Origin of the sequence: Microvirga sp. 2MCAF38, assembly GCF_052115485.1 — a bacterium.
GTDB lineage: Bacteria > Pseudomonadota > Alphaproteobacteria > Rhizobiales > Beijerinckiaceae > Microvirga.
This window is the reverse complement of the sequence record NZ_JBFRGU010000001.1, coordinates 497,649-519,213: the sequence shown is the minus strand read 5'-3', so window position 1 is coordinate 519,213 and position 21,565 is coordinate 497,649. Positions and strand designations below refer to the sequence as shown.

Annotated in this window: 21 protein-coding genes and 1 riboswitch; of the genes, 12 read left to right on the top strand and 9 right to left on the bottom strand. The window is 63.1% G+C overall.

The window, feature by feature from the left end; all coding sequences use genetic code 11:
* Window positions 1–70 precede the first annotated feature (70 nt).
* On the top strand, window positions 71–1,372 hold the full coding sequence (locus tag AB4072_RS02450; RefSeq protein ID WP_441965313.1) for an amidase: 1,302 nt from the start codon (window positions 71–73) through the stop codon (window positions 1,370–1,372).
* Between the two features lie 201 nt (window positions 1,373–1,573).
* On the opposite strand, the gene AB4072_RS02445 is transcribed toward AB4072_RS02450, so the two are convergent.
* Window positions 1,574–3,958 carry a PIG-L family deacetylase gene (locus AB4072_RS02445; protein ID WP_441965312.1) on the bottom strand — a complete coding sequence of 795 codons (2,385 nt, stop codon included), beginning with the start codon at window positions 3,956–3,958 and terminating at the stop codon, window positions 1,574–1,576.
* A gap of 25 nt (window positions 3,959–3,983) precedes the next feature.
* A complete protein-coding gene (locus AB4072_RS02440; protein WP_441965311.1) occupies window positions 3,984–5,219 on the bottom strand; it encodes an ROK family protein in 1,236 nt (411 codons plus the stop codon).
* Between the two features lie 184 nt (window positions 5,220–5,403).
* On the opposite strand from AB4072_RS02440, the gene AB4072_RS02435 reads away from it, so the two are divergent.
* From AB4072_RS02435 to AB4072_RS02395, 9 genes are all read left to right on the top strand, one after another.
* The gene (locus tag AB4072_RS02435) at window positions 5,404–6,654 is read left to right on the top strand and encodes an extracellular solute-binding protein (RefSeq protein WP_441965310.1); all 1,251 of its coding nucleotides are present in this window, start codon (window positions 5,404–5,406) and stop codon (window positions 6,652–6,654) included.
* A gap of 7 nt (window positions 6,655–6,661) precedes the next feature.
* Window positions 6,662–7,582: a carbohydrate ABC transporter permease gene (locus AB4072_RS02430; RefSeq protein WP_441965309.1), complete on the top strand. Its 921-nt coding sequence runs from the start codon at window positions 6,662–6,664 to the stop codon at window positions 7,580–7,582.
* A 2-nt stretch (window positions 7,583–7,584) separates the two neighbouring features.
* On the top strand, window positions 7,585–8,442 hold the full coding sequence (locus tag AB4072_RS02425; RefSeq protein ID WP_441965308.1) for a carbohydrate ABC transporter permease: 858 nt from the start codon (window positions 7,585–7,587) through the stop codon (window positions 8,440–8,442).
* 2 nt (window positions 8,443–8,444) lie between these two features.
* On the top strand, window positions 8,445–9,962 hold the full coding sequence (gene argH, locus AB4072_RS02420) for an argininosuccinate lyase (protein WP_441965307.1): 1,518 nt from the start codon (window positions 8,445–8,447) through the stop codon (window positions 9,960–9,962).
* Complete coding sequence (locus AB4072_RS02415; RefSeq protein ID WP_441965306.1) at window positions 9,962–11,059, top strand: ABC transporter ATP-binding protein; 1,098 nt, start codon at window positions 9,962–9,964, stop codon at window positions 11,057–11,059. The genes argH and AB4072_RS02415 overlap by 1 nt, the downstream gene beginning before the upstream one ends.
* Window positions 11,047–11,955, top strand: coding sequence for a carbohydrate kinase family protein (locus tag AB4072_RS02410; protein WP_441965305.1), 909 nt, complete (start codon window positions 11,047–11,049; stop codon window positions 11,953–11,955). The genes AB4072_RS02415 and AB4072_RS02410 overlap by 13 nt, the downstream gene beginning before the upstream one ends.
* A 66-nt stretch (window positions 11,956–12,021) precedes the next feature.
* Window positions 12,022–12,309: a hypothetical protein gene (locus AB4072_RS02405; protein WP_441965304.1), complete on the top strand. Its 288-nt coding sequence runs from the start codon at window positions 12,022–12,024 to the stop codon at window positions 12,307–12,309.
* A gap of 36 nt (window positions 12,310–12,345) precedes the next feature.
* A riboswitch (cobalamin riboswitch) is annotated at window positions 12,346–12,541 on the top strand.
* Between the two features lie 34 nt (window positions 12,542–12,575).
* A complete protein-coding gene (locus AB4072_RS02400; protein ID WP_441965303.1) occupies window positions 12,576–12,761 on the top strand; it encodes a CbtB domain-containing protein in 186 nt (61 codons plus the stop codon).
* 112 nt (window positions 12,762–12,873) lie between these two features.
* Window positions 12,874–13,608 (top strand): CbtA family protein, encoded by a 735-nt coding sequence (locus AB4072_RS02395; protein WP_441965302.1) that lies wholly within the window; start codon window positions 12,874–12,876, stop codon window positions 13,606–13,608.
* Window positions 13,609–13,668: 60 nt separating this feature from the next.
* Here AB4072_RS02395 and AB4072_RS02390 read toward each other — a convergent pair whose 3' ends face one another.
* Entirely contained in the window at window positions 13,669–14,985 is a 1,317-nt protein-coding gene (locus tag AB4072_RS02390) for a cobyrinate a,c-diamide synthase (protein ID WP_441965301.1), read from the bottom strand.
* Window positions 14,982–15,773, bottom strand: a complete 792-nt coding sequence (cobA, locus tag AB4072_RS02385) for a uroporphyrinogen-III C-methyltransferase (RefSeq protein ID WP_441965300.1) — start codon at window positions 15,771–15,773, stop codon at window positions 14,982–14,984. The genes AB4072_RS02390 and cobA overlap by 4 nt, the downstream gene beginning before the upstream one ends.
* 50 nt (window positions 15,774–15,823) lie before the next feature.
* On the opposite strand from cobA, the gene AB4072_RS02380 reads away from it, so the two are divergent.
* The gene (locus AB4072_RS02380; protein ID WP_441965299.1) at window positions 15,824–16,927 is read left to right on the top strand and encodes a cobalt-precorrin-5B (C(1))-methyltransferase; all 1,104 of its coding nucleotides are present in this window, start codon (window positions 15,824–15,826) and stop codon (window positions 16,925–16,927) included.
* An 11-nt stretch (window positions 16,928–16,938) separates the two neighbouring features.
* Here AB4072_RS02380 and cobM read toward each other — a convergent pair whose 3' ends face one another.
* The 3 genes from cobM to cbiE are packed head-to-tail and all read right to left on the bottom strand — an operon-like array spanning window position 16,939 to window position 19,327.
* Window positions 16,939–17,703, bottom strand: a complete 765-nt coding sequence (gene cobM, locus AB4072_RS02375; protein WP_441965298.1) for a precorrin-4 C(11)-methyltransferase — start codon at window positions 17,701–17,703, stop codon at window positions 16,939–16,941.
* Window positions 17,700–18,083, bottom strand: coding sequence for a cobalamin biosynthesis protein (locus AB4072_RS02370; protein WP_441965297.1), 384 nt, complete (start codon window positions 18,081–18,083; stop codon window positions 17,700–17,702). Before AB4072_RS02370 ends, cobM begins: the two co-directional genes overlap by 4 nt.
* Window positions 18,080–19,327: a precorrin-6y C5,15-methyltransferase (decarboxylating) subunit CbiE gene (cbiE, locus tag AB4072_RS02365; protein WP_441965296.1), complete on the bottom strand. Its 1,248-nt coding sequence runs from the start codon at window positions 19,325–19,327 to the stop codon at window positions 18,080–18,082. The genes AB4072_RS02370 and cbiE overlap by 4 nt, the downstream gene beginning before the upstream one ends.
* Between cbiE and AB4072_RS02360 the strand changes: the two genes are divergently transcribed.
* Entirely contained in the window at window positions 19,326–20,072 is a 747-nt protein-coding gene (locus AB4072_RS02360; RefSeq protein WP_441965295.1) for a cobalt-precorrin-6A reductase, read from the top strand. The two genes, cbiE and AB4072_RS02360, sit on opposite strands and share 2 nt — an antisense overlap.
* Here the strand turns inward: AB4072_RS02360 and cobJ are convergent.
* Window positions 20,054–20,824: a precorrin-3B C(17)-methyltransferase gene (gene cobJ, locus AB4072_RS02355; protein WP_441965294.1), complete on the bottom strand. Its 771-nt coding sequence runs from the start codon at window positions 20,822–20,824 to the stop codon at window positions 20,054–20,056. The two genes, AB4072_RS02360 and cobJ, sit on opposite strands and share 19 nt — an antisense overlap.
* A complete protein-coding gene (locus AB4072_RS02350; RefSeq protein ID WP_441965293.1) occupies window positions 20,821–21,564 on the bottom strand; it encodes a precorrin-2 C(20)-methyltransferase in 744 nt (247 codons plus the stop codon). Before AB4072_RS02350 ends, cobJ begins: the two co-directional genes overlap by 4 nt.
* Window position 21,565: the final 1 nt, after the last annotated feature.

The following is a 21,565-nucleotide window of genomic DNA, read 5'->3' as shown; positions in this document are numbered from 1 at the left end:
AGTTCCACTCTACGAGTAAACACCGTTATGCGCTAACCTCCCGGTCCCTAATCGACCCGGACGATTCGCCATGACAACGACGGCCAGCCAACGCCTTGAAGAAGCCCTTGTCCGCGTCGACGACGAGACAGGGCAGGGCAAAATCGTTTTCACCAAAGTCTACAGGGACGAGGCGCGCCGCGCTGCTGAGGCTGCAGACCATCGTGCACGGGTTGGCACGCCCTTGAGCGCGCTCGATGGCGCTATCGTCTCGATCAAGGATCTGCTCGACGTGGCGGGCGAGACCACGACCGCAGGCTCCATCATTAGTCGCGATGGGCCGCCCGCGAAGGTGGATGCCGATGTGGTGCGCCGCCTGCGCGCGGCGGGCGCTGTCATCATCGGCAAGACCAACATGACCGAATACGCCTTCTCCGGCATCGGCCTGAACCCGCATTACGGCACGCCGGGAAACGCGCATGACAGAAGCCGGATTCCAGGCGGATCGTCCTCCGGCGCAGGCGTCTCGGTGGCGAGTGGCATGGCGGAGATCGCCATCGGTTCCGACACGGGCGGCTCCATCCGCATTCCGGCAGCGCTCAACGGGCTTGTAGGGTTGAAGCCCACTCAAAATCGCGTGTCGCGGGAGGGGGCATTTGCTCTGTCCTACTCCCTCGACACTTTGGGGCCGCTCGCACCCAATGTCGCTGTGGTTGCTGCGACGGATGCGATCCTGGCCGGTGAGGTGAACGATGCGCTCGCTCAGCGGGCGGTCGCGGGTCTGCGGGTCGGCATTCCACGCGGAATGCTTTTTGCGGAAACGGAAGACGTCGTCGCTTCCGCCTTCGAGAACGCCATGTCACGCCTGTCGACTGCAGGTGCTCGCGTCAGCGACGAGCCTCTGGACGACCTCCTGCGGCAATCTACCCGCGTGCAATCGCCGGTCAGCTTTGCCGCCGTTGAGGCGAGCCATGTTCACAAGGATACGCTCGACACGAGGGCGAAGGATTTCGATCCCATGGTCCGCAAGCGGCTCGCGCGCGGGCGCGAACTCGATGCGCCGGGCTATGTGGGCATGCTGCGGGAGCGCACGCACCTTTTGCCGGTGATGGATCTGCGCCTTGCGGATTTCGATGTGTTGGCGCTGCCTACTATTCCCTTTGTCGCGCCGAGGATCTCAGACGTTCTCGACGAAGACAATTTCGTGCGCACCAACGCGCTGATCCTGCGCAATCCGGCAGTCTTCAATTTCTACGATCTGCCGGCGCTGTCTTTGCCGATCCCACACGATGGTGCGCTTCCCGTCGGCCTCATGCTCGTGGGCCAACGCGGGCGCGACCGCGATCTGCTCGCTGTCGGCGCTGCGGTGGAGGCGTTGTTCTCGCAAGTTTGACGGAGTATGATTTCAACTCCCCTGTCAGTCCGGGGCCGCGTAGCGGAGCCTGGAATCCATAACCGCAACCGTCTCAGAACTGCGAGCACTGCGTTGGGTTGCGTCTCATCCGGAGTTGCCGGCGGTTCTGGGTTCCGGGCTCGCCTACGGCGCCCCGGAATGACTGTGCTGAAAGGGCGTTAAGCTATTTCCAAACGGGCTCTAAGCGGGCTGCACCAGATTGGCCAGCAGCCGGAACGCACCAGGCACGAGCTTGTCGAGCTGGTGATGCAACACAAGGCTGACATGGGTGTGCCGTCCGCGTCCGATCTCGCCTGAAATCAAGGCGCCTTCGAGTGGCTTTTCACCGTGATCGCTCATGGCAGTCAACGGTTTGTAAGCCTCGTCCCAGGACGAGGCGAAATAGAGCCCGCGCTCCTTGTCCCAACCGTTCCAATCATCCGTGCCGATGATGTTGGGGCCTGTGAGCAGGGGATGGGTGGCCCCCAGAATGGTCACCGGGGCGTCGGGGTCCGTCACGCGCCAGCGCAGGGACGGCGAGCCGATGGTGATTGGGCGTGGCGGCGTTCTCGCCGGATCCCAGCCGTCCGACGGGCGGTGATAGAGCGTCACGAGATGCCCACCGGCCTCCACGAACTGATGCAGGCGCGCCGTCGCCGCCGCGAGATCGGGACGATTGCCGAAAGCGAAGATGCCGACGACGATGGTCGTGAACCGCGACAGGCCGCCTTGCAGCGCGTCCCCGTCCAGATCAGTGACGTCGAATCCCAAGCGCGAGAGCCACAGTCCCACACGATCATTGCCGCCGCCCACATAACCGATCCGCGTATCGGGACAACGCTTTACCTCCAGCGCGAGAATTTTCAGAACCTCACGGTCCACACGCGCCGTGCGTCCGATGTGTGGATAGGCAATCGCCATAGATCGATAGGCCGGACGATCATCCACCGTCGGCGCAAGTTCATGGTACCCTGGAGCCAATGTCTCCGGCGGCGCGATGAGTGCACCATCGCTTTGATTGGCAATCTCCCAGCCGGGTCGCGCGGAGAACGTGACAGCGCTTGTCTTCCCTCCATCGAGACGCGCTTTCACGGCGAAGGGGCGCGGTGTTTCCGAGAGGTTGATGATGACCGCTTCGGGGTCGAGAACCAGCGAGTGCGCCGGCGCGATGCGCAACGGTTCCTCGAGATCGATGACGCTTTCAACCCGACGACCGCCGATTTCCGCGCGGATCGCGACAGCGACCTCGCCATTGCCGCCGAGCGTGCGATAGAAGGGGGGATAGCCATTGGTGAAAGGCGCGTCGCCTGCGACGTTGAGAACGAAACGCGCTGCGTCTTCCTGCGCCGATACCGCGATCTTGGGCGACAGAACAGGTGTCGCGGAAGCGTGTTGTTCCAGCGAAGAGATCGCCACGTGCAGTGTGCCCGTTCCACCCGGAGCGATCACAGACGGTTCGACCCAGGCGCGCGCCTGCACGCCAGTGGCTTCCAGAATTACCGCATCGATTTCGCGCAGCTTGCGCTCGAGGCGGTGGCCGACCGAAGCGCGCACGGGAGCAGAAGAGACTGCAAGCGCCTTCTCGATTTGATCTGCGGCGAGAAGCGCCGCGTCGATGATGCGCAAACGGTGAGGGAAGGCATTGATGGCTTCATCAATAGCCTTCTGCGCCGCCACGAGGTGAGCACCCGCCTCCGATGAGACGTTTTCGCTCTTAGCGAGAGCGCCGACCGTGGCGGGCAGGCCGTCGCGCATGTCGTTCTCTTCCACCTGCTGGTCGAGGCGATGAAGGGGCCAGGATTGCGGTGGGTTCTCGCGCCAGATCCCCATGCCTTGAGTCAAATGCTGCGCGCGCGACCATTCGCCGATACGTGCGAAAGGCGTGCCCGTCGCCCTATCGACGCCCGGAGCCTTGACGAGCAGCGTTGTGTTCGGTGGCGGCACTTCATCGTCATAGGTGCCGCCGCCGCCGGACCAGGCGGGTAGATAGAACTTCGCCACATGCCACGGCGTGAGCCCTTCCGCGAAATGGTGCGGATAGGCGCTCGGATCCGCCGCGCGGTCGACGGCGATATGCGCTGCGCGCGTCATGGCGCGATGGTGGCCGTGCTGGCCCGGCACGTCGAGAAAGGTCGGGATCACCACATCCGGGCGCTCTTCCCGATAGGCGCGCACGAGACGTTCGATGATGCGGTCTTCACCCCAACGGGTGAGAGTATCGTCGCCGTTCTTGGAGAAGCCGAAATCATGCACCGGATCGTCGGGGCCGTGGCCGAGCCAGATCACATCCGCGTCGAGCACGCGGGCGGCTGCGTCCATTTCGAACGTTCTGACAATCCCGAGCGCCGCGCCGCGCTCCGGACCGATGGCGTTCTGGCCGCCTTCGCCGCGCGTGGAACAGGCAATGGCGATGCGCATGCCGTAGCCGAACCGTAGAGCGGCAAACATGCCGTTCGCTTCGTCATCCGGATGCGCGCCGGTATTCATCACGGTAATGACGCAAGAAAGGCGCTCGAGCTTACGGTGAAGGCGAACGAGAGCCGGATCGGCCATTTCCTTCGCGATACGTTCGTGAGCGCGCAGCATCATCGGGTCCTTTGGCGTTTCTTTTTTAAAGATCTTGTTCGTCGGCAAGCTCGGTCGCGGTGTCGAGCCTTGGCGTGACGGTCTCCAGAAGCGGCAGGGCGGCAGCGCCCAAAGCCGCTGTGAGCTGGCCTGTCGCTCCGCGCATGACACGCGGCACCGCGCGCTGGCGGCGGCTCGCGACAGACAAGGGCAGCGGCTCGAGGGCCGCGATGAGATCGTCGAGAATCGCATCCGGCAGAGCGCCGCCGAACACGATGCTCTCAGGATCGAAGAGGTTTTCGAGCATGCCGACGACAGGCGAGAGATAGGTTGCCGCTTCCGCGATCCATTCTTTTACGAAGGGCCGCGCGTCGCGAGGCAGAGTTTCGATTTCAGAGGGATCGTCGCAGACGATGCCCTTGGCGCTCAGGTGCTCCTTGAGCGCGTGCCACGAGGCGTAGCGTTCGAGACATCCGCGATTGCCACACGGGCACGGCTTGCCGCCGGGCGCGACAATGATGTGACCGATCTCGCCCGCGTTGCCGAACGCGCCGCGCAAAGGGCGCCCGTCCGTGACGGTGCCGAGGCCGAGACCGACGCCGAAATAGAGCAGGCAGAAATTCTTGAGGTTGCGCGCAACCCCGTGCAGGCGCTCGCCGACGGCGGCGGCCGTCGCGTCGTTTTCAACCAGCGTCGTGCGGCCGGTCGCCTCGCTCAGGATCGCGCTCGCGTTCAACCCCGACCAGCCGGGGAGGGTGGTGGGACCCACCGAACTCATGCCCTCGATCTCGAACGGCCCTGGCATCACCACGCCGACGCCGAGCAGCCTGTCGCCCGCGCCGGGAACGGCCTCGCACGCTCTGTCGATCTCGACCTTGATCCGCTGCTTGATGAGATCCGGCGCGGTATTGCCGAGCGGGATGGCGCGATGCATGCGGATCTGCCCCGTGAGATCGACAAGAACCGTGACGATGTGATCGGCGGCGATTTCGACGCCGATCGTCATGCCGCCATCCGGGTTGACCATCACCTGCACGGGCGGCAGGCCGCGCCCGGCGCGCAGACGGCCGCATTCGAGCAGCAGGCCCTCGTCCAAAAGTTCGCCGACGATGTTGGAGACGGCCTGAGAGCTCAGATGCGCGAGCCGTGCAATGGCGGTGCGGCCAAGTGGCCCATGCAACCGCACTGCCTCCAGAACAACCCTCCGGTTGTGTGTGCGGCTGCGCTCGGGGTTGTTGCCGATGGCAACTTTCGATGACGGCGAATTTTTTTGACGCGGCATCTGAGCCTCGTGTTCCCGGGGGCTGACGATGACAAGGGCTTTCGAATAACTCAAGTAAATTATTTTATTGACAGAAGGTATTCTTCCAAGCGAGCCTATTTGAATGAGCGGGCTTTATCACGCTCGGAATTGGGAACAACCGCCACGCCGGGAGAAAAGTTCGGGTGGCCACGTGGAGGGTCGAATGCGCTTCAAAAAGATAATCGCCGGTCTTGCCTTCGGCGTCAGTGTCCTCGCTGCCAACGCTGCGAGCGCTGTCGAGATCGAATATTGGCAATATGTCTTCGATTCCCGCGTGAAGGCGATGGATCAGCTGATCCAGAAGTTCCAGGCGGCCAATCCCGGCATCACGGTGAAGCACACGACCTTCCCGTATGCGGAATATCAGACCAAGGTCGCTGCGTCGGTCGCCGCGGGGCAGGGGCCCGATGTGGTGCAGCTGTTCTACGGCTGGCTCGACGGTTTCATCTCCGGCAAGCTCGTTCAACCGCTGCCGAAGGACATGTTCCCGCACGACAAGATCGAGTCGGAATTCTTCCCCATCGTTTCGGCCATGAAACGCGATGGCGAATATTACGGCCTGCCGACCGCCGTGCGTTCGCTCGCCCTGTTCTATAACAAGAAGGCGTTCCAGGCTGCTGGCCTCGACCCGAACAAGCCGCCGCAGACCATCGAGGAATTCGTTGCCGCCGCCGAAAAGACGGTGAAGCGCGATGGCGCGGGCAACATCGTCTCCGAAGGTTTCGCCATGGACATGGCGGGACAGGATCACCAGTGGTGGCGTGAGGTTCTCATCCGTCAGAACGGCGGTGTTCCCTACACCGACAACGACCGTAAGGTCGCCTACAACAACGAGGCGGGCCTGAAGGCGCTGCAGTTCTATGTCGACCTGCAGAACAAGCAGAAGGTCGGCCAACTCGGCTTCATGGATGAGGCGCAGGCCGCGTTCAAGGGCGGACTTGCGGCCATGACCATCGACGGAACGTTCCGTCTCGGCGCATTCAACGCCATCAAGTCCTTCGAGTGGGGCGTGACCGAGCTTCCGTCGGTGAACGGCGTGCGTTCGAACTATGCGAGCTACTTCGCCAACGCCATCACAAGAAAAGCGCAGGGCGAAAAGCTGGAAGCCTCCAAAAAGTTCCTGGCCTATGTCAGCTCGCCTGAGGCGATGGACATCTGGCTGAAGGCGGTCGGCGAATTGCCCGCGCGCCGTTCGGCTGCTTTGACGCAGGAAAATCTCGCGAACCCGATCTACAGCCCCTTCCTGAAGGGCCTCGAATACGCACACACCACGCTGTTCGTTGACGAAGCCGCGCAGCGTCAGGTCGCCATCGACATGGTCAATCGCGTTCTGATCCAGAAGCAGGATCCGAAGGACTCGCTCGCCGAGGCCGCCAAGGCCGAGCAGGCGATCATCGACCGCGTCGCGAAGTGAGGACGTGATGTTGACGGCATCGCCTGTGAAATCCAATCGCTTATGGGATGGGTTGAGTTTGCGCCATAAGCGCGTGCTCTGGGCCTGGTCCTTCCTGGCGGTGCCGATCGTCTTCTATAGCGTCATCCGCTTCTGGCCCACGCTTGAAGCGTTCTGGTTGTCCTTCACGGACTGGAACCTGTTGAGGCCGGCGAGTTTCGTCGGCCTCACCAACTACATTCGCCTCGTGCACGATCCGCTGTTCTGGCAGGTCTTCCGCAATACGGCGGCTTATCTCGTGATAGGTACGCCGTTGAGCCTGCTGATCTCGTTTACGATCGCGTATTATCTCGACCGCGTCACGTTCATGCACGGTTTCATACGGGCGCTTTACTTTCTGCCGTTCCTGACGACCGCCGCCGCCATGGCCTGGGTGTGGCGCTGGTTCTACCAACCGATCCCGATCGGCGTGATCAACGGATTCCTGACCTGGTTCGGCATCGCGCAGCAACCGTTCCTGCGTTCTGTGACACAGGCATTGCCCGCGATTCTCGCGCCCGCCGTGTGGGCCGGTCTTGGCTTTCAGGTCATCATCTTCATGGCGGGTTTGCGCGCCATTCCGAGTTCCTACTACGAGGCGGCGCGCATCGACGGCCTGTCCGAATTCACGATCCTGCGGAAGATCACCATTCCGCTCCTGAAGCCGACAATCGTGTTCCTCGTCGTCTTCTCCTCTATCGGCTTCCTGCGGATTTTTGATCAGGTCTACAACATGACCTTCAACGATCCGGGTGGTCCGCTCAACACGACGAAACCCATCGTTCTGATGATCTATCAGACCGCTTTCAAGTCCATGGAAATGGGATACGCCGCCGCGCAGACGGTGGTTCTGTTCCTGATCCTGCTGGTCGTTTCCCTCATCCAGCTTCGCGTGCTCAAGGACCGCTGACCATGACGACAGCACCTCTTCCCGTGCATGGCGCGCGGCGGGGCTTCCCCGTTCGTCCAGGCCGTATCGTCGCCTGGACGCTGCTCTTCCTCGGCGGCATCGTGATGGTGACGCCGATCCTCTTCATGCTGTCGACGTCGCTGAAGGATGCCTCGCAAGTCTACGACCTGCGCCTCATCCCGGAAACGCCGTCCCTCGACAACTACGTCACCGTGCTCTCGGACGGGCGCTTCCTTCGGTGGTTCATCAACTCGCTCATCGTGGCGATCTGTGTGACGGTCTCCAACGTGTTCTTCGACTCGCTCGTGGGCTACACGCTGGCGAAGTTCAATTTCCGGGGCCGCTACATCGTCTTCATCGCCATTCTCTCGACCTTGATGATCCCCACAGAAATGCTCGTTCTCCCGTGGTATCTCATGGCGAGCAGCTTCGGCTGGATCGACACCTATTGGGGCATCATGTTCCCCGGCATGATGACGGCCTTTGGCACATTCCTGATGAAGCAGTTCTTCGAGACGGTTCCGGACGAGTTTCTGGAAGCCGGGCGTGTCGACGGCCTGAACGAGTTCACCATCTGGTGGCGCGTGGCGATGCCGCTGGTGACGCCCGCTCTCTCGGCGCTCGCGATCTTCACCTTCCTCGGTAACTGGACGGCGTTTTTTTGGCCGCTGATCGTCACCAACAGTCGCGAGCTTTACACGCTGCCGGTGGGTCTCTCCAGCTTCGCGGTGGAGCAAGCGATCCAGTGGGAAATGATCATGACGGGCGCGAGTCTCGCTACGATCCCGACGCTGATCGTGTTCCTGCTCCTCCAGCGCTACATCGTGCGCGGTGTCATGCTGGCCGGTCTTAAGGGTTGATCATGTCCGATATGCAAGATCCCCGCCGCGACGACAAAAGCGTTTTCCCCGATCCGGTCTACAAAGACACGGTTCTGCGCCCGCTCTTCGACGGAGCGAAGGCGCATCATGTGGACGGCTTTCGCCGCATCGACCGCGCGCATCTCGTGATGCTCACCGAGACCGGCATTCTCGACCGCAAGCAGGCGGGCGCTATTGCTCACGCGCTCGAAGCGATCGATGCCGAGGTTGACGTTCCCGCGCTCACCTATACCGGCGAGGTGGAGGACTTCTTCTTCCTCATCGAAAAAGAATTAAAGCGTAGGCTCGGCCCTGATGTCGCCGGACGCCTTCACACCGCGCGCTCGCGCAACGATATCGATCACACGCTGTTCAAGCTGGGGCTGAAAGAGCGCATCGATGCCCTGCTCGTAAAGGCGCGGCATCTTGCCGATACGCTGATCAAGGTCGCCACCCGCGAGGAGGCAACGCTGATCGTCGCTTACACCCACGGCCAGCCCGCGCAACCCACGACCTTCGGCCATTATCTCGGCGCGATGATCGAGGTTCTGTTGCGCGACATCGAGCGGCTCGTGGAAGCACGCGAGATCGTGGACCGCTCGCCCATGGGCGCGGCCGCGATCACCACGTCGGGCTTTCCCATCGACCGCGAGCGCATGGCGACGCTGCTCGGCTTCTCACAGCCGCTGCAGAATTCCTATAGCTGCATCGCGGCGGTGGATTACATCACGTCGACCTACGGTGCCATCGAACTGATGTTCCTGCATCTCGGGCGTCCGATTCAAGATCTGCAATTCTGGACGAGCTTTGAGGTCGGGCAGGTCTATGTGCCGAACGCCTTCGTGCAGATTTCCTCGATCATGCCGCAGAAGCGCAATCCGGTGCCCATCGAACATCTGCGCCATCTGGCATCGCAGACCTTCGGGCGCGCCCGCGCTATGCTCGACGTGATGCACAACACACCGTTCACGGACATGAACGATAGCGAGGGCGAGACGCAATCCATGGGCTATGAGGCCTTCGCCTCAGCCGGTCGCGTGCTTGATCTTCTCGCCGCGCTCATGGCGGAAATCCGCATCGATCCGACGCGCGTGCGCGACAACATTCGTCGCAGCTGCATCACGGTGACGGAACTCGCCGACAGCCTCGTGCGTCGCGAAGGCCTCTCCTTCCGCGAGGCGCATGAAATCGCTGCCGCTGTCGCCAAAGCTGTCGTGGCCGTGCAGGGGGATCTCGCCAAGGATGGCTATGCTGCGTTCCTCCAGGCGTTCACTCACGCGACCGGGCGCAACACGTCGATTGACGAAGCGACCTTCGCCGAACTCGTTTCGCCGGAGCATTTCGTGGCGGTGCGCGACCGTTTCGGCGGCCCTGCACCAAAGGCTCTGCGAGCGGCGTTGCAGACCTATCAAAAACACCTCGCCGACATCGCGGATCGGGCACGCGCCACAAGCACGCGCGAATCCGCTGCGGCGGCTGAACTGAACACCAAATTCAAAGCGCTTCTGGGAGAAGCCTGATGGCCAATATCGCTCTCAACGGTCTCGTGAAACGATACGGCAGTACGACCGCCGTCCACGGCATCGATCTTCATGTGAAGGATGGTGAATTCGTCGTGCTCGTCGGCCCGTCTGGCTGCGGCAAGTCCACGACACTTCGCATGATCGCTGGGCTTGAAGACATTTCCGGCGGCACCGTGACCATCGACGGCCGCGTCGTGAACGAAGCGGAGCCGAAGGATCGGAACATCGCCATGGTGTTCCAGAACTACGCCATCTACCCACATATGTCGGTGGCGCAGAATATCGGTTTCGGTCTTTACACCTCGAAGCTGTCGGAGGCCGACAAGAAGAAGCGCATAGAAGAGACAGCGAAGATCCTCGGTCTTCAAAACCTTCTCGACCGGCGGCCTTCGCAACTCTCCGGCGGTCAGCGCCAACGCGTCGCCATCGGCCGTGCCATGGTGCGCAATCCGGTGGCCTTCCTCTTCGACGAACCGCTTTCGAACCTCGATGCGCAATTGCGCACGCAGATGCGGCTCGAGATCAAGAAGCTTCATCAGAAGCTCGGCACCACCATCGTCTTCGTCACCCACGATCAGGTGGAGGCGATGACCATGGCCGACCGTATCGTCGTGATGCGCGACGGGCACATTCTGCAAGTCGGCACGCCGATGGAGCTTTATGACAGCCCGAAGGATATCTTTACCGCGCGCTTCATCGGAAGCCCGACCATGAACCTTCTGCCGGCACGTCTCGCCGAGAAGGGTGGGCGGCGTGTGGCGGAACTCGATGGGCTCGGCTCGTCGGTCGCCGTTGCGTCCGATGGCGCGAAGGATGCGAGCGGGAATGAAGTGTTGGTGGGCGTGCGTCCGCACGATCTCGTCGTCGGCGGGGCGACGGGGACGGACTCGCTCGCGCTCTCCGGTAACGTCTCCGTCGTCGAGCCTCTCGGCCCCGAGACGCTGGTGCATCTCGATGTGGGCGGAACCGCCATCATCGCGAGCGCGCCGGGCAAGGTGATCCCGCAGGCGGGCGATGTGGTGACGGTTCACGCCGCGCCGGGCTCGATGCATCTGTTCGACAAGAAGACCGAACGCGCCCTATGCCGCATGTAAAGCCCACCACCGACGCGCGGCAGAGTGTGCTGTGCCTCGGTCGAACCTATTGCGATCTGGTTTTCACCGGTCTTGCCGGCCTGCCGATGCTCGGGCGCGAAATGTTCGCGGACGACGTGGTGGTCGTGCCGGGCGGCGGGGCCTTCATCACGGCGGCGCATCTCGTCAGCCTCGGGCGCAAGGTGTCCCTAGTCACGCGTCTCGGCACGGACGCCTTGTCTGGGGGACTTGAGGCTTCTTTGAGCGAGAGCGGCGTCGATCTTCGGTTCGTGGAGCGCGCCGCCGATGCCGGACCGCAACTCACCGTCGCCATCGTGCAGCCGAAGGACCGCGCCTTCCTTTCCCGCCGCGCGGGCCACGGCAGGCCTGCGACGCTGCGCGATGCGCTTGCCGCGCCCGGAATTCGGCATCTCCACATCGCCGAGTATGCGACCCTTCACGAATTGCCCGATGTCGTCGCGCAGGCGAAGGAGAAGGGGCTGACCGTCTCGCTCGATCCCAGCTGGGACGATGCGCTGATCCGCGATCCGGCTTTTCTTGACACCTGTCGCGGCATCGATGTCTTTCTGCCGAATGCAGAAGAGGCCGCCGCCATCACGGGGTTGAAGGACGAGTGCGAGGCGCTCGATCTGCTCGCTCATCGTTTCCCCGTAGTTGTTCTTAAGAAGGGAGCCGAAGGCGCATCGCTCGCTGCAGGGGATGAATGCATTTCGCTCACCGCACCCCCTGTGAGAGTTGTCGATACGACCGGGGCTGGGGATGCCTTCAACGCCGGCTTCCTCCATCGCTGGCTCGACGGGGCTGATTGCCGATCGGCGCTCGCGGCGGCTATTGCCGCCGGAAGCCTCTCCGTGCAAGCCGCCGGCGGCGCGACCGCGCTCAAGCTGAGCGCCTAAGCGCCCCATCGACACGCGCCCCGTCACCGGGCAAGGTGGCTGGGTGCGCGTGAGCAAAAGGGCGAAATGGCAGGGCCGGATTCCGACATCGAATGGCGAGCCGATATCGACTCGCTGTCCTTCCGGCCCGGAGGGCATGAGGGCATATGCGTGGTGCACAGGCTCGCCTTCCGTACCTTGCTCGGCCTCATGCCGACGCCGCAGCAATGCGAGACGTTCTTCCTTGCCGAGCGCAAGCGCTTTGAAGCCGCCGCACGAGAGAAGCTTGTAAGGCGCGCCCTGGCGCGAAGCGCCAATTTCCACCTCAGCAGCCGCGATATCCTGAGAGCCGCGATTCCGGCCACGCACTTGTGAGAAGCGTTCGATACCGCTTGAGGTTGTCGCGTTTGGGCTTATAGTCCCGGTGTCGGTCCCACATGGGACGAAAAGGGAATGCGGTGCGGATGTTTCATCCAAAGCCGCGGCTGCCCCCGCAACTGTAAGCGGAGAGTGCCTCTCGATGACGCCACTGAACGAGAGTTCGGGAAGGCCGGGAGGTGCGCCTCGATCCGCGAGCCAGGAGACCTGCCGACACACGAGAAACGCTTGATGGCCCTCGGGTGGAGGGCGAAAGGTTTGACATGACGACCAACAATACATCTCTGGCCCTGAGCACGGATATCGGCTCCGCATCGCGACTGACGCAGCTCGGACTTGCGGCTTTCCTCGGCCTGTTCATTGTGGGCTTTGCGGGATTTTCCCACATCAGTGCGGTACATAACGCCGCCCACGACGTGCGCCATTCCCTAGCGTTCCCCTGCCATTAGAGTCTGATCCCGTTTCGCTGAAACGTTCGTCCGCTCACAAATCTTAAAGTGCTCACAAAGTCTTGGGAAGCGCTCTCGCGTTTGTCCCAGCCATCCCGTTTGGGGGAAATCCATGTCCTTGTTCCGCAATATCGTCTTTGTGTCCGCCCTCGTCGGGCTTCTCACCGGTCTCGCTCTGACCGGCATGCAATATGCCAGCACCGTTCCGTTGATCCTTAAGGCGGAGACCTTCGAGAGCGCAGAACCTCCGAAGCCCCACGAACATGCCGCGACTCCTGCTCACGATCACGGCGTGGGTGCCGCGCAGGCCCATTCACATGAGCATGATGAAGAGGGCTGGGCTCCGGCCGACGGTTTCGAGCGCTCAGCATTCACGGCGCTCGCCAATATCGTCACCGCCATCGGCTTCGCGATCCTGCTCGTGACGGCCTCCGAATTTGCTGGAGGCTTAAAAGGCTGGCGTCAGGGTGTGTTCTGGGGGCTCGCCGGTTTCGTGGTCTTCACGCTGGCACCGGGCCTCGGCCTACCGCCGGAACTGCCCGCCATGCCCGCCGCTGAGTTGAACATCCGTCAAGCGTGGTGGCTCGGCACTGCGCTCGCGACAGGTATCGGCTTGGCGCTTCTGGTATTCAAAAAATCGCTTTTCTTCGCGATCCTCGGGGTCGTTCTGATCGTTGCGCCGCACATCATCGGTGCTCCGAAGCCCGATAGCTTCGAGACCGCCATTCCAGAGGCTCTACACCACGATTTCGTGGTAGCCGCCGTCATAATGAGTCTCATCTTCTGGGCTCTACTCGGGGGACTTGCTGGCTATTTTCGCGCCCGCTTCGCACCGGTCGCGGCCTGATCGAAGACAGGTTTGAGAATTGAAAAAGGCCGGTGCTCTTCAATGAGCATCGGTCTTTTTCTATGCGCGAAGAACGTGAAAGAACGTGCCGCTCACCAAGCCCGCGCGGTGTCCCGCACTGCCGAGATCCGCACCTGTCGCGTCGGTCACATGCACGAGATTGGCGGGGGCCTGTTCCGTGATCGAGGCATAGTGAAACTCGTGCCCCACGAGCCTTGCGCCGCCATCACCGAGAACGCTGCGCTCGGCGGCTGTCGCGATGCGATAGCCAAGATGAAGCTTACGCTTCGCATAACTCGTTGAAACGGGCAGAAGCCCCGCCATGGTATGAACCTGTCCCTCGCCATCCTCCAGCGTTTGCCCCAAAACCATATAGCCGCCGCACTCGCCGTGAACGGGGCGTGTTTCGCTGAATTGCTGCAAGCCTTCGAGAAAGCGCGTCGCGGCGGCGAGCTTGCCCGCGTGAAGTTCCGGGTAGCCGCCGGGAAGCCAGCAGGCGTCGCAATCGGGTGGCGGCGGTTCGTTCGCGAGCGGCGAGAAGGTTTTGATGTCGGCTCCCGCCGCGCGCCACCCCGCGAGAATGTGCGGGTAGACGAAGGAGAACGCCTGATCCTGCGCGAGCGCGATGCGTTGTCCAGGCGGATGCAGGGGAGGTTTATGCGACTGCGCAGGTGTCAGTGATGTTTGTGCCAGCGATAAAATGCGATCGAGATCCACCGATTGCTCGATGCGATCCGCCAGACTCTCCAGCCGCTGTTCGAGATCGCCCGTCTCACCCGCCTGCACGAGTCCCAAATGGCGCTCCGGCAGAGCGATCGACTTGTCGCGCATGAGCGCGCCGAGCACCGGCAGGCCGATGAGCGACAGGCCATCCTCCACCAGCCGCCGATGCCGCTCGCTCGCCACCTGATTGAGCACGACGCCCATGATGCTGATGCGCGGATCGTAGCGCGTGCAGCCGAGCGCGATGGCAGCGGCGGATTGCGCCTGCCCCGACACGTCGAGCACCAGCAGCACCGGCCAGCCGAAGCGGGCGGCGATGTCGGCGCTCGCGCCCATGCGGCCAGCTTCACCCTGAATGCCGTCGAATAGCCCCATGGAGCCCTCGGCGATCACGATATCGGCGTTGCTCGATACGGTGGTTGCGAGCGAGTCCAGCAGCGCATCGTCCATGGCGAAGCTATCGAGATTGACGCTCGGGCTTCCCGTCGCGGCGGCGTGGAAGGCGGGGTCGATGTAATCCGGCCCGCATTTCGCGCCGCGCACGTTCAGGCCCCTGCGGCGCAAGGCGCGCTGCAGGCCGAGCGTCAGGGTGGTCTTGCCGGAGCCTGATCGCGGCGCGGCGACGAGAAGGCCAGGAGCGATGCGCGCCGTCACTCGGCCGCCTCCACGTCGAAGGGAAGCAGATGCGGCAGAATGCTTTTTCTGAACGCCGCAATCGCACCGATGACGACGATGGCTGGAGAGCGGATTGCCTCCTCGGCGGCGAGGTGGCCGAGATCGGCGAGCGGTGCTTCCACGATGTCCTCGGCCGGCGTCGTCGCGGAATGGACGATGAGCGACGGTGTCGCACCATCGAGCCCGCCCTCCATCAGCTCAGTGACAATGGAAGCAAGGTTCGACACGGCCATGTAGAGAACGATGGGCGCGCCGGTGCGGGCCAGCGCCGCCCAATCGGCGGCCTGCCCTTCCGCGCGATGCCCCGTTGCCAGGATCACCGCGTGGTTCGTGTCGCGAGTGGTCGCGGGAATGCCGTGGATCGCGAGTGAGGCAAGCCCGCTCGACACGCCGGGGATGATGCGGAAGCGGATGCCCTCAGCCCCCAGATCGAGCGCTTCCTCCCCGCCGCGTCCAAAGATGAACGGGTCTCCCCCTTTCAGGCGCAGAACCCGCTTTCCCTCGCGGGCGAGGGTAATAAGCCGCTCCGTGATTTCCTTCTGCGCTGCGGAGGGCTTGCCGCCCCGCTTGCCCACATTTTCCAACACCGCGCTCGGGTGCGCGAGGCTAAGAATGCGCGGGTCCACGAGGGCGTCGTGGACGATGATATCGGCCTGCCGTAAGGCGTTGAGGGCATGCAGGGTCAGCAGGCCCGGGTCGCCGGGGCCTGCGCCCGCAAGCCAGACCGTGCCCGGCTCGAAGCTGGGCGAGAGATGCGTTGTGGTCACGCGATGTCTCCAGGCTGACGGGCCGCGCTCGTCGCCTTATAAGGCATGGTATGGATGAATTGCGACCCGCCGGGAATTTGCGCCGAGGCTGGACAACGGGGGCCTGCGCCACGGCGGCGGCCAAGGCCGCGTATATAGGCTGGCGGACTGGTGAGTTTCCTGATCCCGTTGAGATCGGGCTTCCAGGCGGAAGTCGCCCCGCCTTCGCTTTGGCGATGCATGAGCTGACCCTGGACGGGGCACGTGTGGGAATCGTGAAGGATGCGGGCGACGACCCGGATGTCACCCACGGCGCGCTGATCGTGGCGACGGTACGCGCCGGACCGCTCGGCAGCGGCGTCACGTTTCGCGCGGGCAACGGTGTCGGACAAATCACGCGGGTCGGCTTGCCGCTGCCGGTGGGCGAACCTGCCATCAATCCGATGCCGCGACAGATGATCCGCGAGGCGCTTGGTGAAGCGGTCGGATTCGTCGGCGGATCCGCCGATATCGAGATCGAGATTTCGATTCCAAACGGCGAGCAATTGGCCGAGAAGACGCTGAATGGTCGCCTCGGCATCATCGGCGGCCTGTCGATCCTCGGCACCACCGGCATCGTCGTACCTTATTCCTGCTCCGCGTGGATCCACTCCATTCATCGCGGCATCGATGTGGCGCGCGGTGCGGGGCTGACCCATGTGGCCGGAGCCACCGGCTCCACATCCGAGGCGGCAATCAGGCAACTCTACGGGTTGCCCGAACAAGCGCTGATCGATATGGGCGATTTCGCGGGCGGCATGCTGAAATATCTGCGCCGCCATCCGGTGCAGCGCGTGACGATTGCGGGCGGCTTCGCCAAAATGTCGAAGCTTGGGCAGGGCCTGCTCGATCTGCATTCCCGCTCCGGCCAGGTCGATTTCGAATGGCTTGCGGAACGCATCTTCGAAGCCGGCGGCGATGAAGCTGCCATTGCCGCTTCGCGCACCGCGAATACGGCAATTGAAGTCATGCAGATCGCTCAACGGCAGGGATTGCCGCTCGGCGACATCGTCGCAAACCATGCCTGGAGAACCGCCGCGAAGGCGCTTCAGGGTGCTGGCGCGGATCTCGAAATCGCGGTGTTCGACAGGCAAGGCGGCCTTGTCGCGCGAACGCCGTTTCTCGCTGCTGGTTAGACGCGCGATCATCAAGCCTCCGCCTTCGGCCGGAAACGACGATCATAGCCGGTGGAATAGAGCGCGCTTTCGCGAAAATCGTGCGCGTCGAGGGCGCGGCCCACGAAGATGAGCGCGGTGCGCTCTAATTTCTCGGCCTTCACCTGCGCCGCGATGTCACGCAGTGTCGAACGCAGCACGCGTTCGTCGGGCCAGGACGCGCGCCACACGACAGCGACAGGACAATCCGCGCCATAGTGGGGCGTGAGTTCATCCACCACGCGGTCGATGACGTGAATGGACAAATGGATCGCGAGAGTCGCTTTGGTTGCGCCGAAGGCTGCGAGATTTTCCGCCTCGGGCATGGCCGAGGCGCGGCCCGAGGTGCGGGTGAGAACGACGGATTGCGCGACTTCCGGCAAGGTGAGCTCGCGGCTCAAGGTCGCGGCGGCGGCGGCAAATGCCGGCACGCCCGGCGTCAAGGTGTAGGGAATGCCAAGCGCATCGAGACGGCGTGTCTGCTCGCCCACAGCGCTCCAGATCGAAAGATCGCCTGAATGAAGCCGCGCCACATCTTGTCCGGCCTCATGAGCACGCACGAATTCGGCCACGATAGCATCGAGATTGAGCGGAGCGGTGTCCACGAGCCGCGCATCCGGTGAACACCAGGACAGGATCTCGCGCGGCACGATGGAACCCGCATAAAGGCAAACCGGACAGCGCTCGATGAGATTGCGCCCGCGAACGGTGATGAGATCGGCGGCGCCGGGGCCCGCGCCGATGAAATGAACGGTCATTCTGGATCTCCTTGCGCCAGCGCGCAGGTGACGCGCTCGGACGCGATGCGCGGTAGACGTAGTTTGGCGTTCTTGCCCACCGCGCAAAGCGCTGCGGCTTCCGCGACAGACCCGACGCCGTGAAGGGCCATCACGCGCGACGAATGAGTTTGCACCATCGGCGCAAAGCGCTGCAGATCCACGGGGCCGATGGCGACGATGTCTTTTCCGAGTTGTCGCGCAACAGCAACGAGAGAGGGCTGTTCGGCTTTCGCTTCGATGGTGGCGAGATGCGAGAGCTCGTTCAACGAAAGCGACGCGTGTTCCAGCGCGCGCATGAGCAACGCGGCAATATCGTCCGCCGTCGTCTCATCGCGAAAGCCTAGGCCCGCAACGATCATGGCTTCACCACAACCCATTGCGTCACCGGCATGGCGGCGCGCCAGCCATGCATGGTGCCGACAGGTTCCAGCCGCGAAATGGCGATGCGCCGCATGGTGCCCCCGTGTTGGGCGTAAAGCGCGGCGAGTACTTGTTCCGTCTCCAGGGTCACCGCATTGACCACAAGGCGACCGCCAGGTTTCAGCACGGACCAGCAGGCTTCGAAAACACCATCATCGGACGCACCGCCGCCGATGAAGATCGCATCGGGTGAAGGCAATTCCTTGAGCGCATTGGGTGCTTGCCCAATCACGATCTCTAAGTCAGGTGTGCCGAGGGACGCGGCATTGCGCAGAATGCGCTCGGCGCGTTCTGGTTGCGTCTCGATGGCAATGGCCTTGTTGCGTGGATGGCGCAGCATCCATTCGATGGAAATCGAGCCCGCACCCGCGCCCACATCCCATAGCAACTCACCGGTACGTGGGGCGAGGGCGGACAGCGTCATGCTGCGAATCTCAGCTTTCGTGAGCTGGCCGTCGCTCTCAAAGAAGCGATCATCGAGGCCGGTGGCGAGTGGCACGATTTCGGCATCCCGCTCGGCCACCACTTTGAGCGCGACGACGTTCAACGGATCGAGCGCGGGAAGATCGTAATCCCCGGCGCGCGTGTGCAGCATCCGTTCGCGGGGGCCGCCCATGGCCTCAAACACGATGAGATCGGAATTCGGAAAGTCACGCGCTTTCAGAAAATCCGCAACCTTGCGCGGGGTCGTCTCGTCCCATGAGAGAGCCAGAATGCGCGCACCGGGTTGGAGATGGGGAACGATGCGCTCCAATGAACGGCCGTGCAGACTGAGGCAGTCGCAATCCGGCAGCGACCACCCGAGCCGCGCGGCGGCAAGGCTGAAGGCCGAGGCTTGCGGGAAACAGATCATTTCATCGGAAGGGACGAGCCGCGCCAGCTCCGCGCCTATGCCATAGTGAAATGGATCGCCGCTCGCCAGCACGCAAACCCTCTGACCGCGCTTGGAGAGTACGAGCGGATACGCTTGCGAGAATGGGCTCGGCCATGCCGTTGCCTGCCCTATGAGAGGCCCCGCGAGCGCCAGATGGCGTGCACCGCCGAACACGATCTCGGCGGCTTCCAATGCGCTGAGCGCGGCGGGGGAGAGCCCCGCGCGCCCATCCTCGCCGATGCCGACGATGGTGAGCCACGGGCGGATCGGGCTCGACAGAGGCGCGGTGTTAGTGGACAAGACCGACATGCGCATTCTCATTCTTGGTGGAACGACAGAGGCCTCCGCGCTGGCGGGCAGGCTCGCGGAAAGGACCGACATCGCGGCCGTGCTTTCGCTCGCCGGTCGCACCGCTGCGCCCAAACGCGCCGCGATTATAACCCGCATCGGTGGCTTCGGCGGTATCGAAGGGCTGAAGCAATGGCTCGTCGAACACCACACCGATGCGGTCATCGACGCCACGCATCCCTTCGCGGCGCGCATTTCGCACAACGCCGCGATGGCCTGTGGTGCTCTCGACTTGCCGCTTCTCGCCTTGCGCCGCCCCGCATGGCAGCCGGTCACCGGCGATCTCTGGCGCGAGGTTGCGAGCATGAAAGATGCTGTCGAGGCTTTGGGCCGCGCACCGCGCCGCGTCTTCCTGACAGTCGGGCGCCTTGAACTGCGCCATTTCGCGTCCGCGCCGCAGCACCATTATCTCGTGCGCACCATCGAGCCTTTGGGCGATGCGCTGCCGGTGCCGCATGTCACCGCCATCGAGGCACGCGGACCTTTCGATGAAGAGGCCGAGCGCGATTTGATGATCGCGCATCGTATCGAGATTCTCGCCACCAAGAATTCCGGCGGCGCCGCCACCTACGGCAAGATCGTCGCCGCGCGGACACTCAGCCTTCCGGTGATCATTGTGACGCAGCCGCAAAAGTCGGACGCGGATAAGGTCGAGACGGCTGACGCGGCGATGGTGTGGATCGATCATCATGTGCGCATTCCGTAAGAGCGCGGCGTGTAGACATAGGGCGTATCGCTGCCAGGTCGTTCAAGCGTCTTCGTCGTGCTCGCGCCGATGATGACGAGCGTCGCCATGTTGGCGAGCGCCGGATCGGCCTTTGCCAATGACATGATCCTGATAGCCTCGTTGGAACGCCCGACCGCTTGCGCGAAGACGATGGGCGTTTCCGGTTCGCGGATCGCGCTTGCGCGTTTGAGCGCCGCGCCTAGCTGCCACGGACGGGCCTTGGAAATCGGATTGTAGAGCGCGATCACGAAATCCCCCGTCAGCGCAGCGTCAAGCCGCTTTTCGATCACGTCCCAGGGTTTGAGATTGTCCGACAAGGACATGGCGCAAAAATCGCCCCCAAGGGGTGCGCCGATGCGAGCCGCTGCCGCGAGCATTGCCGTGATGCCGGGCTCGACATTCACTTGGATGTCGCGCCATGCAGCATCACCATGATCGAGCGCTTCGAACACCGCCGACGCCATGGCAAAGACACCCGGATCGCCGCCGGAGACGACCGCCACGTGGCAGCCCTGCATGGCAAGCTCGAACGCGTGTTGCGCGCGCTCCACCTCCACCCGATTGTCCGAGGCGTGGCGTCGCTGATGCGGCTTGTGCGGCACGCGGTCCACATAGGGCCCGTAGCCGATGAGATCGGTGGCACGTTCAATCGCCTCCGTCGCGGCGGGCGTCAGAAAACGCGCATCGCCGGGGCCGAGGCCGACAACGGTGATCGTGCCGCGCGCGCTCACAAACGCCTCCCGAGGCCGGGAACGAGGATCATCGCGAAATAGGGTGCGTCGTCGTCGGCTTTCTGTGCAAGCGGGCAATGAAACTCGCCGGCCATGGTGCCACGTTCCACATAGACCGCGCGTTCGTGAAGTCCCGCGTCTTTCAACACCTCGCGCACTTTCGGGAGATGGCGGCCGAGCTTCATGATGACGGCGGCATCCGTCGTCGTGAGTTTGTTAAACAGCGCATCACGGTCGAGCGTCGCGGGGCAGACGGTGAGCACGTCATCGCCCCAGGTGATGGGCACGCCCGCACGCGTCCAGCAGCCGGACATGCCGGTAATGCCGGGCACGACTTCCGTCTCGAAACGCGGTGCGAGACGCCGCCACAGATGCATGAAGGAGCCATAGAAGAACGGATCGCCTTCGCAGAGAACAGCCAGCGTGCGTCCCGCCTCGATTTCCGCGGCAAGATGCTCCGCCGCCTCCTCATAGAACGGCGTGATGGCGGCGGCATAGGCCTCATCGCTAGCCGGAATTTCCGTGGTGACGGGATAGACCAGAGCGATCTCGCGATCCGGATCCGGCGACACGACCGCGTCCGCAATCGTGCGGGCGTTGCCGCGTTTGCCCTTTTTGGAAAAGTGTACGAGCCGGTCGGCGCTTTGCAGCACCTTTAGCGCGCGCACGCTCATGTAGTCCGGATCGCCCGGCCCGAGGCCAAGGCCGTAGAAACGGATGCTGCTCTGCAAGGGTGCCAAC